The sequence below is a fragment of the Pseudodesulfovibrio karagichevae genome, from assembly GCF_041414475.1.
Taxonomy (GTDB): Bacteria; Desulfobacterota; Desulfovibrionia; order Desulfovibrionales; family Desulfovibrionaceae; genus Pseudodesulfovibrio; species Pseudodesulfovibrio karagichevae.
In genome coordinates, this window is sequence record NZ_JBGLYH010000078.1 from 1 (window position 1) to 15,182 (window position 15,182).

The following is a 15,182-nucleotide window of genomic DNA, read 5'->3' on the forward strand; positions in this document are numbered from 1 at the left end:
GAAGGGGAGAAGGAAAACCCTTTTCAAAGGGTTTCCTTCTCCCCTTCCCCCGGCCGCCGGAGGCGAAAAAAACCCGCCCCGCGAAGACGCTTTGCGGGGCGGGTTTTTATCGCAGACGGCCGGAGGGCTAATTGAAAAGGTCGCCGATGGCGTTGCGGATGCTGCCCTTGATTTCGTCCTTGGTGGTTTCCTTGGCATCGGCGCCGATTTCCTTGGCGTCGTCGCCCAGGCCCATGTCGTTGTCCTCTTGTTGTGCGGGCTGTTGCATTCGGGCCTGTTGGGCGTTGGCCGGGAGCTTGTAGTAGGCGTCGTCGAGGTTGCGCACGGACAGCTTGGCCAGGCGCATCTCGTTGCCGTAGCGGAGGATGCCGCCGTAGCCCATCTTCTTGGCCTCGTTGAGGGAGTCCTGGAAGGATTGGCCCATGGACTGGGTCAGGGCGTCGGCCATGGCCATCCAGGCGTCGGTGATCTTCTTGATGTTGGAATGGGTGGACAGGACCATCTCGTCGCGGCGCACGACCTTGCCGTCCTCGAAGACCACGGTGTTGTAGACCGTGCCCTTGTATCCGGCGATGGATTCGGTCTTGCCGGTCTTTTCGTAGCGCACCTCGTAGTCGGGCTCGGACCCGCCGCCGAACATGGAGGTCAGGCCGCCGGCCATGCCCGAGGTCATGGCCCCGAGGTCGTAGACCTGGCACTGGCCGGAGTCGCAGTTCACGGAATAGACCTTGCCGTTGGACAGCAGGGTGTAGGCCGTGGGCGAGGTGTCCATGCGCACGTGCTGCGCATCGCGGGTGCAGAGCGTGACCATGGTCCCGTCGGTGTACTTGTAGGTGGCGACGATGTCCGACGCGGCCAGGGCGGCCGTCGGCATGGCCAGGACAAGACAGAGTAGAAGGACGATTTTGCGCATAACGATGCTCCTCCCGGTTCTCCCCTCGGTTGTTCACGATCCCGCCCGGCACAATACCGTTCTTAAGGAATATTAAGCATAAATGGAAAATTGTTTCAATGCATCCGTGCGGGTCTGCGGCCGCCGGTCGCGGAGAGGGCTGTTTCTTGTCCTCCGGGGCGGCCGGCCGGGCTATTCGCCGAGGTTGAGGAGTTTCTTGAGGGAGCGGGCTTCGTTGAAGTCGGCGCGGTTGAGGAGGTGTTGCAGGAAGGCCTGGCCCGCCGTGCCCAGGCGGTGGGAGGCGCTGACGAAGGCATTGAAATCCATGGTGAAGTCGAAGCCCTTGACGTTCAGAGTGGCGAGCCTGCCGTCCTCCACCTCCCGTTTGACGGCCGAGTAGGGCAGGGCCGTCAGGTAGCCCTCCACCTGGGCGAAGCGTTTGGCCGTGGCCACCCGGCTGACGACCACGCCCGGCTCCTGCATGGGCGTGTTCTTGAACAGTTCGCGCACGTAGAGCCGGATCTGGGTCCCTTTTTCGCGCCAGACGAACTGGTAGCCCAGCATGTCCTCGGGGGTGATCTCCTTTATTTTGCAGATCTCGCTGTCGGTGCGGGTGACGATGACCAGCCGCTCCCGGTGCACCAGGGCGCGGATGAGCTGGCGGCTGTCCACGCCCGCGCCGCCGCCGAAGCCGATATCCGCATCGCCGTTGCCGACCATCTGCTTGACCTCGTGGGTGTTGCCCGAGAGCTGCTCGATGGTCACGCCCGGGAACTGCTCGCGGAAGGCCGCGATGGCCGGGGGCAGCAGGTAGGTGGCGATGGTCGCCGAGGCGGCGATGGTGATCTTGCCGCGCCGCAGTTCGACGATGTCGTCGAACAGCGCCTCCACCTCGGCGTGCAGGGCGAACAGCTCCCGCGCCTTGGCCCGCAGGATCTCGCCGTTGGGCGTCAGCTCGATGCTCCGCCCCCGGCGCTCGAACAGGTCCACCCCGTAGCGGTGCTCCAGCGCCTGCACGTGGCGGCTGACCGCAGGCTGGGTGATGAACAACTCGCTGGCCGCCTTAGTGAAGCTGCCGGTTTCGCACACGGCCATGAATACTTTCAGTGAGGTTTCATTCATAACTTCAAGTCATATCAATTATGCTTAGATATTATTTGTTTTAATCGTAAAGACAGTCGTAAAAAAAGTCCATCGTTGCGAATCCAAAACCTATTCGGAAAACTATTACTGGAGAAATCAATGGCTAAAGAAATCGAACGCAAGTTCCTGCTGGTCGGCGACGATTGGCGCGAGTTGGCCAAGGGCACCCATTATCGCCAGGGCTACCTGAACAGCGCCAAGGAACGCACGGTCCGCGTCCGGACCATCGACGACAAGGGCTTTCTGACCATCAAGGGCATCACCACCGGGGCCACCCGCGTGGAATACGAATACGAGATCCCCCACGCCGAGTGCACCGAGATGCTCGACAACCTGGCCGAGAAACCGATCATCGAGAAGGCCCGCTACAAGATCGAATTCGGCGGGTTCACCTGGGAGGTCGACGAGTTCTTCGGCGTGAACCGGGGCCTCGTGGTCGCCGAGATCGAGCTCAAGAGCGAGGATCAGGCCTTCGAGAAGCCCGCCTGGGTGGGAGAGGAAGTGACCGGGGACCCCCGCTACTTCAACTCCAACCTCGTCGCCAACCCCTACACCACCTGGTAACCGCACCATCCGGAGAACAGCATGACAGACGTTTACAGCGCCAACACGGCCACCTCCGCCGAAGAGGCCTCCAAGATCGTACCTAGAGCCGAATTCCGCGTCTTCGGCCAGGGCATCCTCGATATCGTGAAGAAATCCATGTGGAAGGCGCAGGCCAAGCTCTTCAAGGTCCGCGAGAGCCGCGAGACCTACTTCCTGTCCGCCTACACCAACGAAGCCAACGTCAAGGTCCGCGACGGACTGCTCGACATCAAGACCAAAGTGGGTGAGACCGAGAACGGCTACGAGATTTTCCAGCCGCGCGGCAAGTTCCAGTTCCCCGTCGGCAAGGCGGAGGTCGCCACCATCCTCGAGAACATGAAGGCTCAGGTGGAGCTCGACAAGGACGAGTACACCCTCGACGACTTCATCGCCGTGGTGGATGCGCACCCCGCCCTGGCCGCAGTGACCGTGTACAAGAAGCGTTTCGGCTTCTCCGTGGACAAGATCATCTGCGAATACGGCGTCATCGAGTTCAACGGGGCCGTCCTGGAGACCGCCTGCTGCGAAAGCGAGGACTACGCAGGCATGACCAAGGCCATCGAAGCGCTGGAAATCGGTTCCTTCGAGAACAGAAACTACCTCAAAGCCGCAAAGAGCGTCATCGGAATGGTCTAGACAGCAAGCCGGCGCTCCCGGCGCAGTGCGAAAGATACCGCCCGGGGCCGGTGAGGGCCCCGGGCGCCGATGATGGAAGGAGATTGACATGACTGCCCCCAAACTCACGGTTCAAGACAGTGTCTCTTTTGATCCCCTGGACATGCGCAACTACACGCTGGAGAAGCTGCCCACGCTTCCCGCCGGGCCGATCATGGAGATGGTCAAGAAGGTCGGCGTCCCGCTGGCCGTGCTGTTCTTCTGCCTGTTCCATTTCCAGTTCCTCGAAATCGAATCCTTTGCCGCCCAGACCAAGGTGCCGGCCGCCAGCTGCTATACCATGCTCGGTATCTTCGGCGCGTCCATCATCCTCTGGATATCGGAAGCCATCCCCAACTACCTGACCTCCATTTTCCTGATCATCGCCGTGGTCTTCGGCGGCATCCTCAAGGAAAAGGCCGCCTACGCCTTCTTCGGCCATCCGGTCATGATCCTCAACGTGGCCAGCTTCATCCTGGCCAGCATGCTCGTGGCCACGGGCCTGGCCAAACGGCTGGCCCTGAAGTTCATCCTCAGGGCGGGGCACCACGCCACGCCGGTCTTCTGGACCTTCCTGCTGCTCAACCTCGTGCTCGGCGCGTTCATCAACGCCACCGCCGCCAAGGCCGCGCTGCTCATGCCCATCTTCATGGTCATCAGCGCCATCTACGGGGCCACAGGCGGGGATTCGCGCAACAACTTCGGGCGCAACCTGGTCCTGCAGAACCTGCTCGGCATCAACGTCTCGTGCAGCGCCTACATGACCGGTTCCGCCGCCAACCTGGTGGCCGCCAGCATGCTGGCGGGCGCGGGCGCGCAGATCTTCTACATGGACTGGTTCGTGGCCCTGGCTCCCCTGGCCCTGATCGTCCTCGCCCTGGGCTGGTACCTGGGCGTGAAGTTCGTCTTCCCGGTGCGGGGCGAGGAGAACCACCCGACCATCGAAGGCGGCCTGGACCGGCTCAAGGGCGAACTGGACCGCATGGGTCCGGTCAGCGTGGACGAGATCAAGGCCGCAGTCATCTTCCTCCTGGTCCTGGGCTTCTGGGCCACGGACAAGCTGCACGGGCTGAGCGCCACGGCCGTGGCCCTGACCGGCGCGGGCATCTGCCTGCTGCCGTCCTTCTCCGGCCTGCCCAAGATCGGCGTCATCGACTGGAACAGCACCGACATCCCCTGGCACCTGCTCATGTTCAGCTTCGGCGCCTATGTCCTGGGCGGCGGCATCAAAGCCACCAACATCGTCGGCATCGGCATCAACAACCTGTTCGACGCCATGGGCCTCAACGGCGACCCCAACAAGCTCGTGATCTTCCTGGTCATCGCCGTACTGTTCAACTACTCGTCCATCCTCAGCCAGAGCAAGACCGCGCGGACCATGATCTTCTTCCCGATCATCATAGGCATCGCGCAGAACTTCGGCTGGGACGTGCTCGGCTTTGCCCTGCCCATGGCTTTTCTGATCAACCAGGTCTACGTCCTCTACTTCAACAGCAAACCGGCGACCATCTGTTACCTCGCCAACCACTACTCCAGCTTCGAGTCCTTCAAATACGGCATCGCGATGCAGACCGCCGTGCTGCTGTGTCTGATCCCCTGGGCGCAATACGTCATGCCCCTGATGGGATTCGACAGCAAGCTCTGGTAGTGCCCCCTTCCCGGCGCGGGGGGAGACACCCCGCTCCCCGCGCCGGACCCCCTTGTCAGTCCGCGGCTCCGCACCCGGAGCCGTGACCCTTTTCCCCGGCCGAGGCCCGGCCGGGCGTGATCGGCCGCCGCCAGAACCTTCCAACTTCCAGGATCAGCATCATGGGCATCAACATCCTCCGTTCCAGCATCAAGATAGAAAGACAGATCGACGAATTCCTGAACCAGATCAGCGAGGCGGGGCTGATCTTCAAGTCGGGCACCGAGGCCTACCTGACGGGCGACGCCGAAGGGTTCGAGGTCAAGCTGGCCGACATCACCCTCAAGGAGCACCGGGGCGACGAGCTGCGCCGGACCATCGAGACGGCCCTGTACTCCAAGACCCTCATCCCCGAGTCGCGCGGCGACGTGCTCGAACTGCTCGAAAGCCTGGATTACCTGCTGGGCGGGTTCAAGGGCGCGCTGTGGCGCATCGAGATCGAGTGCCCGGAGATCCCCGAGCCCTTCCACGCGGGCATCCTCGAGCTGAGCGACAACGTGGTCAAGACCGCCGAGGCCATCGTCCTCTCGGCCCGGGCCTTCTTCAAGGACCTGTCCACCATCACCAACCACATGCACAAGGTCTCGTTCTGGGAGACCGAATGCGACAAGATCGTCTCCCGGCTGCAACGGGACATCTTCCGCGACGGCTCCCTGCGCCTGAGCCACAAGATGCAGCTGCGCGACTACTCGCGCAGCCTGGACAAGATCGCGGACGTGGCCGAGGACGTGGCCGACAAGCTGGCCATCTACGTCATCAAACGCTCGCTGTAGGGGGGCGCCGGGCATGACCTCCATCTTCTTCTCGAGCGGCATATTCCTGGGCTGGTCCCTGGGCGCGAACAACATGTCCAACGTCTTCGGCACGGCCGTGGGCACCCGGATGATCCGTTTCCGCACCGCGGCCATCTGGTGCAGCGTGTTCGTCATCCTCGGTTCGGTCATCAGCGGCAGCGGGGCCTCGGAGACCCTGGGCAAGCTGGGCTCCATCAACGCCATGGCCGGGGCCTTCATGGTCGCCCTGGCCTCGGCCGTGACCATGTTCGCCATGACCAAGGCGAGCTACCCGGCCTCCACCTCCCAGACCATCGTCGGCTCCATCGTGGGCTGGAACCTCTTTTCCGGGTCGCTCATCGACTACGGGGCCCTGACGCGCATCCTGTCCACCTGGGTCTTCTGCCCCATCCTGGCGGCGCTCTTCTCCATGCTCCTGTACGTCCTGTGCCGCAGGCTGCTGCGCTGGACCAAGCCGCACATGCTCACCCAGGACCACCTGACCCGCCTGGGGCTGCTCCTGGCCGGAATCTTCGGCTCCTACGCCTTGGGGGCCAACAACATCTCCACGGTCATGGGCGTGTTCGTGCCCATCTCCAACTTCGCGGATATCAACCTCTTCGGCCTGGTCACCCTGAGCGCGGCGCAGCAGCTCTTCTTCCTCGGCGGCCTGGCCATCGCCGTGGGCGTGTTCACCTATTCCAGGAAGGTCATCATGACCGTGGGCGGCGGGGGGATCATGAAGCTCTCGCCCGTGGCCGCCTTCATTGTGGTCGTCTCCCACTCCCTGGTCCTGACCATCTTCTCCTCCCAGGGGCTGAGCGACGCCTTCGTCTCCCTGGGGCTGCCCGCCATCCCGCTGGTGCCCGTGTCCAGCTCCCAGGCCATCGTGGGCGCGGTGGTCGGCATCGGCCTGCTCAAGGGCGGCCGCTCCATCCGCTGGCGCACGGTGGGAGCCATATGCAGCAGCTGGGCGGTGACTCCGGTCCTGGCGGCGGGCATCTGCTTCGTCTCCCTGTTCTTTCTGCAGAACGTGTTCATGCAGCAGACCTACCGCCCGGAGCGCTACCGGCTGACCGAGGCCGAGGTGACGCAGCTGGCCCCGGCGGTGGACGTGGCCGGGCTGGACGCCCTGCTCGGGCAGACCTTCGCCAACGCGCAGGAGTTCAAGGACGGGCTGGACCAGGTCCGGAAGTACCCCGAGGCCGACCTGCGGCGGATCCTGGAGACCGCCAGGCTGCGCGACGCACCGGCGGCCAAAGCGCTCCGGGGCGCGGAGGCCGCTGGCGGGACGCGGGGGGCGAGGCCGTGAGCCGCAACCCGCACCTGACCGGAGCCGTGTTTCTGGCCCTGGTCCTGGCCGCATCCCTGGCCCTGCCGTCCCTGGCCGGGGCAGGGCGGCCTTCCCGGGCCGCTGCTGCGCATGGCGGAGGCCGAGCCGCGCGCATTTGCGGGCCGGAAAAGACGGTTGCCAACGCGGTGCGGCGGGACTACAGGTCGTCCCCTGCCCGCGTCGGCGCCGTGGTTCGACCGGCGGCCGGACGCGGCGTCCTCGACAGCAACCGGCCCTTGCCCCCGGCGACCACGGCCGGGAGGCGACAACAACCGGCGGACAGGCCACCGCCCATCGGTGTGACACGATGCAACAGCTTACCCATCTCGTCCTGATCATGGGGGCGGCGCTCGCGGGCGGACTGCTCGCCAGCCGCCTGAACCTGCCCGGCAGCGTCATCATCGGCGCCATGCTCGGCGTCATCGTCCTGAAACTGTGCCTGGCCGCTCCCCTGGCCCTGCCCAGGCAGTGGTCGCTCTTCATCCAGATCGTGGTCGGGGCCACGGTGGGCTCGCGCTTCTCCATGGACATGCTCCAGCAGCTCAGACACTACGCGGTGCCCATCCTGATCTCGGCCCTGCTGCTGATCTTCCTGGGCAGCGTCATGGCCGTGGTCTTCACCAAGTTCTGGGGCATCGACCCGGGCACGGCCTTCATCAGCACCAGCCCCGGGGCCATGACCGCCATGACCGGCATGGCCGGGGGCCTGAACGTGGACATCTTCCTGGTCCTGACCTTCCACATCACCCGGGTCATCCTGGTCATCCTCCTCGCACCGGCGATCATGCGCATCAGCCGCATGTTCCTCTAGCCCCCGCGAGCTGCCGACAAAAAACGGGTTGCGGCCACGCCGCAACCGCCGAATGCGCAAAAAAAGGCCCTGGGATTGCTCGCAGGGCCTTTGTCATTCGAAGCGGTGCCGGACGGAATCGAGCCGCCGACACGGGGGGCACATCAATAGCCGACGGTAAATCGCTCCCGAATATGTGCGGGCGCTTCCAGTTCATCCACCAGGGCGATGGCGAAGTCCTCGAAAGAGATGCTCGAGCCCGCTTCATTGCTCAAGAGCTGATCCTTGCCTAGCCTGAACGTGCCGGTCCGCTCGCCGGGGACGAACAGGGCCGAAGGGGAGAGGAAGGTCCAGTCGAGATCGCTGACCGATTTCAGGTAGTCCAGGAAATCCGCACCGCTTGAAGCCTCCTGCTTGTACTCCTCCGGGAAGTCGGGTTGGTCTACCAATCTTTTCCCTGGAGCGACTTCAAGGCTTCCGGCCCCGCCGACGACGAGATACCGTTTTACACCGGCATCCCTGACGGCCCGGACAAGAACCTCGGGATCGGTGTCGATAAACCGTACCGCACTGATCACGGCGTCATGTCCTTGCAAAAGGGCGGCAAGACCTTTCTCGTCATGGACGTCGCCTTCCAGCGGGGTGACGCCGTCGAGCCGCGCGATTTTTTCGGGATGACGGGCTATTCCCGTCACAATATGATTGCGGGACGTCAATTCCTTCAGGATTCTGGTTCCTACGTTACCGGATGCGCCGATGAGTGCGACAGTTGCCATAATAGCCTCCAGGGTATATTTTTGAGACGTGGTATTTATTTTAGACCATAGCCGAGCCGGGAATTTCTGACAATAAGTCAAAACACAATGACCAGGTCAATGCCGACTGACCTGCACACCCTCACAGGAATTGGCCATGACAGACAACCAGTCGATATCTTTTGAACAACCATGCCCCATACGGGATGTACTCGACCGCATCGGCGACAAATGGAGCCTGCTCGTTCTCCATTCGCTGTCCGAGGGCACCCTGCGGTTCAACGAGCTTGTCCGGAACGTCGGGGACATCTCCAAGCAGATGCTGTCCAAGACGCTCAAGCGGCTGGAAAAGGACGGCTTCATAAAGCGCACGCTCTTCCCGGAAGTCCCGCTGCGGGTGGAATACGAACTGACCGACATCGGAAAATCCTTCCTCGAACCCATGGCCGGGCTCATCATCTGGGCGAACACGAACCATCAGGACATCGTCCTTGCCAGACAACAGTACCAACTCGCCAACTCGAATAGATAACCGACCGCTCCCCCCCCGGCCGAAAAAGGAAAAAGCCCTTGCGAAGAACTCTTCGCAAGGGCTTGTTTTCCAGATGGTGCTCGGGGACAGAATTGAACTGCCGACACGGGGATTTTCAGTCCCCTGCTCTACCGACTGAGCTACCCGAGCAACCGGTCGAGAAGTTGGGGTTTACCGAAATGGACGGCGGTTGGCAACCCCTTTTTTCAAGATGGCGATTTTTTGGTCGTGGGCAGGGGGTCATTCCCCGGATTCTTCCTCGGTGGGGGCGCCCATTTCCATGATCGCGGCCGCGTAGGCCCGGCGCAGGGCGTCCATGTAGTTCACGTCCACGGGGCCCTTCCAGGTGGTGACCTCGGTGTACCGCTTGGGGATGACCACCTCGTCCGGGCGGTAGCCCATCTGGAGGCGCAGCCGCCAGCGCATGCGCTGGACGCGTTTGCCGATGTCGTCCACGGACCCGTTCAGCTCGCCGTAGCCCACGGACTCCAGCGCCTCGGCCAACAGCTCCTCCTTGTACACCCCGCGCGAGAACAGGCAGCCGACCATGCAGTTGAGCACGATCCGCTCCCGGCCGTCCTGGAGCAGAAAGTTCAGGGCCTTGTCCACGTCCTTCTCGTCGTGCTTCTGGTCGTAGGCGTAGCCGCCGGAGTCCAGGTGCGAATGGCGGAAGCCCAGCCCCTCGGCCACGAAAAAGACCTCGCCCGTGGCGTAGCCGGCCATCTCCTGGCCGAGCACGCAGGCGTAGTCCTCGCCGCCGTAGGCCTTGGCGCACTTCATGGTTCCCTGGGCCAGCAGCCGGTAGAAGTCGTTGTCCGGGCGGCCGAGGTGCTCCACGGCCTGCATGTAGGTCTCGGCGTCGCCCCACTTGAGCGGGACCAGGGTCTCCTTCTCGGAGATGGCCCCGCGCTCCAGGGCCTCGGTGGCCCAGGCCAGGGCCACGCCCGTGGACATGCAGTCCAGCCCCTCCTTCTCGATGACGTCGAGGATGCGCAGGACCTCGGTGGCCTCGGTCACCTCGAGCATGCCGCCGCAGGAGAAGATGGGCTCGTAGTCGTAGCCCACCTGCCGGTAAAGATACTGGTTGTTGGTCTGGAACTGTTCGCGCACGAAGCCCACGTGGATGCAGCCCACCGGGCAGCCCGCGCAGGCCGCGTTGCGTAGCAGGGTGTCGTCGGCGAAGGTCTCGCCCGAGATGTTCTCCGCCTCGGGGCTTGAGGTCTGCTGCAGGTTCTTCCAGGGCAGGCTTTGCAGCGCGTTGAGCGGGTTGATGTTCACCGCCGTGCCCAGGCCGTGGTACTTGGCCATCATCTCGGTGGTGGTCAGCTGCTCGAAGATGTGCTTGTACAGCTTGGGGTAGGCCTTGCCCTCGGGCAGGTCGAAGCCCCGGTCGCCGAGCACGCAGATGGCCTTGAGGTTCTTGGCCCCCATGACCGCGCCGCCGCCCATGCGTCCGAAATGACGGAAGGTGTCCACGTTGATGCAGGCGTAGGCCGACAGGTTTTCGCCCGCCGGGCCGATGCGCATGATCGAGCGGCGGCCCGAGCCCGGGAAGATCTTGCGCAGCACGCGGCCGGTCTGGATGGCGTCGAAGCCGCGCATGTACTCCACGTCGCGGATGTCCACCAGGCGCGAGCCCACGCAGATGGCGGTCAGCCGCTTGGCCTTGCCGGTCACCACCAGGGCGTCCAGGTCGGCGAAGCGCAGGGACAGGGCGGATTTCCCGCCCGCGTAGCTCTCGGTGTACTGGTTGTGGTAGGGCGAGCGGAAGGCGCAGCAGGTCTTGCTCATGAGCGGGAAATACCCGGTCAGCGGGCCGATGGCGAAGATCAGGGGCTGCTCGGGGTCGTCCCAGTCGCGGTCGATGTGCCCGAACTCCCGGAACAGGTGCGCGGCCAGGCCGGCGCCGCCCAGGTACTCGCCCTGGCCGGGAATCTCCTTGAGATGGGTCTTGCCCGTGGTCAGGTTGACCACCATGACGCGGAAGAAGTCTCTAATCATTGGCTTCCTCCTTTTCCTTGGACGGCAGGTCCACCAGTTCCAGGCAGTCGTGCGGGCAGTAGGGCACGCACTGGCCGCAGTGGATGCACACGTACGGGTTGACCAGGTGGTCCAGGAAGATGGCGTCCACCGGGCAGGCCAGGGCGCATTTGCCGCAGCGGATGCACAGGTTCCGCTTCTGGATCACGCCGCCGTCACGGCGCTGGGACAACGAGCCCGTGGGGCAGGCCTCGGCGCAGGGGGCCGGGTGGCAGGCCAGGCAGACGCGCGCCTCGAAGCCCGTGGACAGGCCGCCCGCCGACGAGATGCGGATGCCCGCCTTGTTCCAGGAAAGGACCTTGTGGACCTGTCTCGCGCAGGCCAGCGAACAGGAATGGCAGCCGATACATCGCTCCATGCGGGCTGCTCTGAGAGCTTTCATATATGCCTCCGGGTTGTGAACGCCGGGTTGGAATCATTCCGTGGTTTGCAGGATATCCTGCTTGAGCGCCCACAGGATATGATTTTTGATCTGGGTGACATTCAGGTGGGGCGCCACGTCCGAAACCTTGCGTATCAGGGTGGCGCTGTCAACCGGGTTGCGGGCGAAAAAGGCCAGCCGCCGGACCGCCTCGGGGTCGATGGCGTCCTTCAGCCCCGCGTACAGATTGGGGAAATCACGGTTTCGGTAAAATGCTTCGCCCGTGCGGCCCACGGTCAGTTTCACCGGATCGTCAAGGGTCCGGGCCGGGTAGTGGCCGAAGATGCGCCCGTATTCCGGGGCCAGGGGATGCGCCAGATCGCGCAGCGGCCCGGCCTCGACCGGCTCTTCCCACAGCGCGTCCCACAGGGCCGTATACTGCCCGATGACCACCGGCCAGTGGAACAGGCGGCGCACCCGGTCGCGTCCGGCCGCGCCCATGGCCGCGCGCAGCTCCGGGTTGCGGATGAGCCGCCCGAGCGCCTCGGCCAGGGCCGGGATGTCCACGGCCGTGGCCTGGGCCAGGGAGAGGTGGTAGTGGTTGTCGAAATTCAGCGGCGCGGTCAGGTCCACGTCCGGGGTCTCGGCGGGCCCCATGGTCGGCACCAGCAGCCCCGTCTCGCCGTGGGCCACGATGTCCCGGTAGCCGTCGTAATCCGAGGCCACCACGGGCAGGCCGAAGGCCCCGGCCTCGACCAGGGTGATGCCGAAGGTCTCCTGCGGGTTGTCCGCGATGGACACAAACACGTCCGCCTTTTGGAACAGCTCCCGCTTGCGCGCCTCGCCCGGCCGCAGGACCACGCTCATGGGGATGCCCGCGTTGGCCGCCAGGTGGGTCAGAGTGTCCAGGACGTGCGTTTCCTGTTCGGCCCAGCCCGCCAGGACCAGCTCCACGGCGTGCGGGTCGAGCCCGTCCTGGACCAGCCGGTGCAGGGCGCGGACGAGCGGCACCAAATCCATTTTCGAATGGTGGGAGATGCGGCCGAAGACCAGGATGCGCGTCGGGCCGTCCTCCCGCTCCCCGGCGGGCGCATAGGCGTCCGCGTCCACGGCCAGGGGGATGCGTTCGAGCCTCGGGCCGGGATGGGTGGCCGCAGCGAGGCCGAACCCCGCGCGCAGTTGCCTGAAGAATCCCTCCACCGCGCGTCGGCCCGCGGCCGAGGTGCAGACGATGGCGTCGCGCCGGGTGGCGCCGGGCCACAGGTGCTGCAGAAACGCCTTGGGATAGCCCGCGTAGCTCAGGGAGTGGATCGGCCCGGTGACCGGAAAGATGCGTTCGCTCAATTGGTTGCGCATGCGCGAAAGAAACGGTTGGCTGGTGATGCAGTCCGACAGGTGGAAGCAGTGGTAGTCCGTGTCGGCCAGCCGTCCGGGCAATGCCTCCCGGAGCATGAGCCGGACGCGCTCCCCCTCCAGCAAGCCTGGCGCGGTCCGTTCCAGGTGCTGCCGCAGCGGGTCCAGGGCCCGTCGATCGGGCAGGAAGAAATGGTATTCGTCGAACGGGTCGGCCCTGAGCAGGGCGTCCAGGAAGCCCACGTTGGCCACGGTCCGGCCCAGGACGGGGCCGCCCTCGAAAAAGGGATCCAGCGTCCCCCAGATGCGTTTTATTCCTGTCATGCCTAGGTAAAGACCGTTCCCGGCCCGTTTGTCAATGGTCGGGCACTCCGGCAGGGGGCAGATTGTGCCGCCCCGGCCCCGGTCTCAGCCTGTTTCCATACTATTTTCCCCTGCCATATCAGTTCCCTGTCGTTCCTTTTGCCCATCCTCTCCCGTCCGTAACACCGGGTGGCCCCGATTTTGCTCAATTCCATGCGTGGCGGAACGGTTCGCCAAAATTTTGACGTCGTAAAGGAGTACGATGCAGAATGCCTAGACAGTCCATGAAACGAGGCCGGCGGCCCGAGTTGATGTGGGGCCTCGGCCTCAGCGAAACCATGGTGCGCCAGATCGAAGAGGGCGTTGGCCCCGGTTTTCACGTCCGCAATTTTCCCGAGGGCGCCTTGCCCGTCACCCGCGAACTGGAGCAGGAGGAGAAACCCTCGGCCGCCTGGATTCCCTGGTCGGTCTGGTGCGGGTTCCCCGAATCCCGCAGACAGGAATACCGCGACCGGGACGAGACCCATCGCATCCTCATCCAGGACGGCGACTCGGAACTCGAGATGGACCAGGTCCTGGCCGAAGGGTTCCTGACCGTGGTGGGCCTGCCCCTGACCCGGCCCAAGATCCAGGACGTCATGTTCCGCGCCAAGGAGGTCAAGAGCCTCTATTCCGACATCTACCGGATGACCGAAGAGATCATGCTCGAGCGCGAACTGCTGGCCCGCAAGACCGACCAGCTCATGTTCCTGAACAAGCTGCTCGCCTCGGCCACCGAAAGCCTGGACGCCTCGACCATCCTGGCCAACGCCAAGAACTCCCTGGGCCTTGTCCTGCCCGTCAAGGTGCTGCACGCCGCCTTCTGGAACACCGGCTCGGACAACGCCGCCGAAGTGGAAATCATCCTCAACGGCAAGATGCCCCCGGCCGTGGAGTCCGACTGGATCGAACAGATCATGGCCTCGGCCAGCTCCATGGGCGCGGGCGCGGTCAACGGCTTCCAGGTCTCCTACACCGACCCCGTGCGCAGGTCCGAATATTCCCATGCCCCGGACCAGGGCAAGCTCGTGACCATGCCGCTCACCGCCGGACACCAGACCTTCGGCTGTCTGGCGCTGCTCTGCGAACCCGGCTATCGGCTGGGCCGGGATCAGGTCGAAACCCTGCGTTCCGCCGTCAACCACGTGGGCCTGGCCCTGCGCAACGCCCTGGCCTTCAAGGAGGTCAAGCTCCGCGCCGACCGCGACGGCCTGACCAAGCTCTACAACCGTCGCTCCTTCGACGAGCGCCTGGTCTACGAGATCAAGCGTAGATCACGGTATCATCACGACCTCTCCCTGCTCATGGTCGACCTTGACCACTTCAAATCCGTCAACGACACCTACGGGCACAAGGCCGGCGATCTCGTCCTGCGCAAGGTCGGCGAAATCCTGTCCACCGTGTTTCGTACCACCGACCTCGCCGCCCGCTACGGCGGTGAGGAGTTCGTCGTCCTGCTGCCCCACACCAGCGAAGAGTCCGCCTGGAAACTCGCCGAACGCGTGCGCACCGCCATCGAAAACTGCGCCTTCCATTTCGACGGCCAGGACTTCTCCGTGACCGCCTCCATCGGCATCGCCTCTGTGGAAGGCGGCTCCCTGGCCGCCAGCGACGACGACCTCGTGCTCAAGGCCGACAAGGCCCTCTACCAGGCCAAGAACAACGGCCGGAACATGGTCGTGGTCTCCGGACAAAAATCCAGGCCCGCACACAACGCCATGCAATAGCGCGTCAACGCCAACAAAAAAGCCCCGCCCGGAGTCACTCCCGGCGGGGCTTTTTTGTTGCGCCTCCGGCGGCTGGGGCGCTGCCCCAGACCCCGCCAGGGAACCTTTTGGGAAAAGGTTCCCTGGACCCTCCCAAACTTTTTGTGTGCCTGCGGCAGGGGCGTGCGGAAGCGGGGTGACGGGCTGTTACGCGTGCGGGTGGGAGTAGCTTGGCA

14 protein-coding genes and 1 tRNA gene are annotated in these 15,182 nt (G+C 64.2%); 8 read left to right on the forward strand and 7 right to left on the reverse strand.

All coding sequences use genetic code 11. The features are described 5' to 3' along the window. Positions 1-127 precede the first annotated feature (127 nt). A complete protein-coding gene (locus AB6M95_RS17625) occupies positions 128-913 on the reverse strand; it encodes a hypothetical protein (protein WP_371388061.1) in 786 nt (261 codons plus the stop codon). A 171-nt stretch (positions 914-1,084) separates the two neighbouring features. Further along, positions 1,085-2,014, reverse strand: a complete 930-nt coding sequence (locus AB6M95_RS17630) for a LysR family transcriptional regulator (RefSeq protein WP_371388062.1) — start codon at positions 2,012-2,014, stop codon at positions 1,085-1,087. 120 nt (positions 2,015-2,134) lie between these two features. Here AB6M95_RS17630 and AB6M95_RS17635 point away from each other — a divergent pair, with 120 nt between their 5' ends. The 6 genes from AB6M95_RS17635 to AB6M95_RS17660 all read left to right on the forward strand — a co-directional run bounded on the left by AB6M95_RS17635 (position 2,135) and on the right by AB6M95_RS17660 (position 7,878). After that, positions 2,135-2,599: a CYTH domain-containing protein gene (locus tag AB6M95_RS17635; RefSeq protein WP_371388063.1), complete on the forward strand. Its 465-nt coding sequence runs from the start codon at positions 2,135-2,137 to the stop codon at positions 2,597-2,599. A gap of 21 nt (positions 2,600-2,620) precedes the next feature. Beyond that, entirely contained in the window at positions 2,621-3,256 is a 636-nt protein-coding gene (locus AB6M95_RS17640) for a hypothetical protein (protein WP_371388064.1), read from the forward strand. Positions 3,257-3,344: 88 nt separating this feature from the next. Beyond that, positions 3,345-4,922: an SLC13 family permease gene (locus tag AB6M95_RS17645; RefSeq protein ID WP_371388065.1), complete on the forward strand. Its 1,578-nt coding sequence runs from the start codon at positions 3,345-3,347 to the stop codon at positions 4,920-4,922. A 161-nt stretch (positions 4,923-5,083) separates the two neighbouring features. Beyond that, positions 5,084-5,734, forward strand: a complete 651-nt coding sequence (locus AB6M95_RS17650) for a DUF47 domain-containing protein (RefSeq protein ID WP_371388066.1) — start codon at positions 5,084-5,086, stop codon at positions 5,732-5,734. Positions 5,735-5,747: 13 nt separating this feature from the next. Further along, positions 5,748-7,046 (forward strand): inorganic phosphate transporter, encoded by a 1,299-nt coding sequence (locus AB6M95_RS17655; RefSeq protein ID WP_371388067.1) that lies wholly within the window; start codon positions 5,748-5,750, stop codon positions 7,044-7,046. A gap of 136 nt (positions 7,047-7,182) precedes the next feature. Then, positions 7,183-7,878: an AbrB family transcriptional regulator gene (locus tag AB6M95_RS17660; protein ID WP_371388068.1), complete on the forward strand. Its 696-nt coding sequence runs from the start codon at positions 7,183-7,185 to the stop codon at positions 7,876-7,878. 143 nt (positions 7,879-8,021) lie between these two features. On the opposite strand, the gene AB6M95_RS17665 is transcribed toward AB6M95_RS17660, so the two are convergent. Further along, on the reverse strand, positions 8,022-8,633 hold the full coding sequence (locus AB6M95_RS17665) for an NAD(P)-dependent oxidoreductase (RefSeq protein ID WP_371388069.1): 612 nt from the start codon (positions 8,631-8,633) through the stop codon (positions 8,022-8,024). A 136-nt stretch (positions 8,634-8,769) separates the two neighbouring features. On the opposite strand from AB6M95_RS17665, the gene AB6M95_RS17670 reads away from it, so the two are divergent. After that, positions 8,770-9,144, forward strand: coding sequence for a winged helix-turn-helix transcriptional regulator (locus AB6M95_RS17670; RefSeq protein WP_371388070.1), 375 nt, complete (start codon positions 8,770-8,772; stop codon positions 9,142-9,144). Between the two features lie 74 nt (positions 9,145-9,218). Here AB6M95_RS17670 and AB6M95_RS17675 read toward each other — a convergent pair. The 4 genes from AB6M95_RS17675 to AB6M95_RS17690 form a co-directional block, all read right to left on the reverse strand. Then, positions 9,219-9,294, reverse strand: a tRNA-Phe gene (locus AB6M95_RS17675). A 90-nt stretch (positions 9,295-9,384) separates the two neighbouring features. After that, entirely contained in the window at positions 9,385-11,145 is a 1,761-nt protein-coding gene (locus tag AB6M95_RS17680; protein WP_371388071.1) for an aldehyde ferredoxin oxidoreductase N-terminal domain-containing protein, read from the reverse strand. After that, positions 11,138-11,566 (reverse strand): 4Fe-4S binding protein, encoded by a 429-nt coding sequence (locus tag AB6M95_RS17685; protein ID WP_371388072.1) that lies wholly within the window; start codon positions 11,564-11,566, stop codon positions 11,138-11,140. The genes AB6M95_RS17680 and AB6M95_RS17685 overlap by 8 nt, the downstream gene beginning before the upstream one ends. Positions 11,567-11,599: 33 nt before the next feature. Continuing rightward, a complete protein-coding gene (locus tag AB6M95_RS17690) occupies positions 11,600-13,222 on the reverse strand; it encodes a glycosyltransferase family 4 protein (RefSeq protein WP_371388073.1) in 1,623 nt (540 codons plus the stop codon). Between the two features lie 248 nt (positions 13,223-13,470). On the opposite strand from AB6M95_RS17690, the gene AB6M95_RS17695 reads away from it, so the two are divergent. Beyond that, positions 13,471-14,967 carry a sensor domain-containing diguanylate cyclase gene (locus AB6M95_RS17695; protein ID WP_371388074.1) on the forward strand — a complete coding sequence of 499 codons (1,497 nt, stop codon included), beginning with the start codon at positions 13,471-13,473 and terminating at the stop codon, positions 14,965-14,967. The last annotated feature ends 215 nt before the right edge of the window (positions 14,968-15,182 follow it).

Bases quoted from the DNA above. Each gene is read 5' to 3' on its own strand.
- AB6M95_RS17625 (WP_371388061.1), bottom strand. From the start codon at position 913: ATGCGCAAAATCGTCCTTCTACTCTGTCTTGTCCTGGCCATGCCGACG.
- AB6M95_RS17630 (WP_371388062.1), bottom strand. From the start codon at position 2,014: ATGAATGAAACCTCACTGAAAGTATTCATGGCCGTGTGCGAAACCGGC.
- AB6M95_RS17635 (WP_371388063.1), top strand. From the start codon at position 2,135: ATGGCTAAAGAAATCGAACGCAAGTTCCTGCTGGTCGGCGACGATTGG.
- AB6M95_RS17640 (WP_371388064.1), top strand. From the start codon at position 2,621: ATGACAGACGTTTACAGCGCCAACACGGCCACCTCCGCCGAAGAGGCC.
- AB6M95_RS17645 (WP_371388065.1), top strand. From the start codon at position 3,345: ATGACTGCCCCCAAACTCACGGTTCAAGACAGTGTCTCTTTTGATCCC.
- AB6M95_RS17650 (WP_371388066.1), top strand. From the start codon at position 5,084: ATGGGCATCAACATCCTCCGTTCCAGCATCAAGATAGAAAGACAGATC.
- AB6M95_RS17655 (WP_371388067.1), top strand. From the start codon at position 5,748: ATGACCTCCATCTTCTTCTCGAGCGGCATATTCCTGGGCTGGTCCCTG.
- AB6M95_RS17665 (WP_371388069.1), bottom strand. From the start codon at position 8,633: ATGGCAACTGTCGCACTCATCGGCGCATCCGGTAACGTAGGAACCAGA.
- AB6M95_RS17670 (WP_371388070.1), top strand. From the start codon at position 8,770: ATGACAGACAACCAGTCGATATCTTTTGAACAACCATGCCCCATACGG.
- AB6M95_RS17680 (WP_371388071.1), bottom strand. From the start codon at position 11,145: ATGATTAGAGACTTCTTCCGCGTCATGGTGGTCAACCTGACCACGGGC.
- AB6M95_RS17685 (WP_371388072.1), bottom strand. From the start codon at position 11,566: ATGAAAGCTCTCAGAGCAGCCCGCATGGAGCGATGTATCGGCTGCCAT.
- AB6M95_RS17690 (WP_371388073.1), bottom strand. From the start codon at position 13,222: ATGACAGGAATAAAACGCATCTGGGGGACGCTGGATCCCTTTTTCGAG.
- AB6M95_RS17695 (WP_371388074.1), top strand. From the start codon at position 13,471: ATGCCTAGACAGTCCATGAAACGAGGCCGGCGGCCCGAGTTGATGTGG.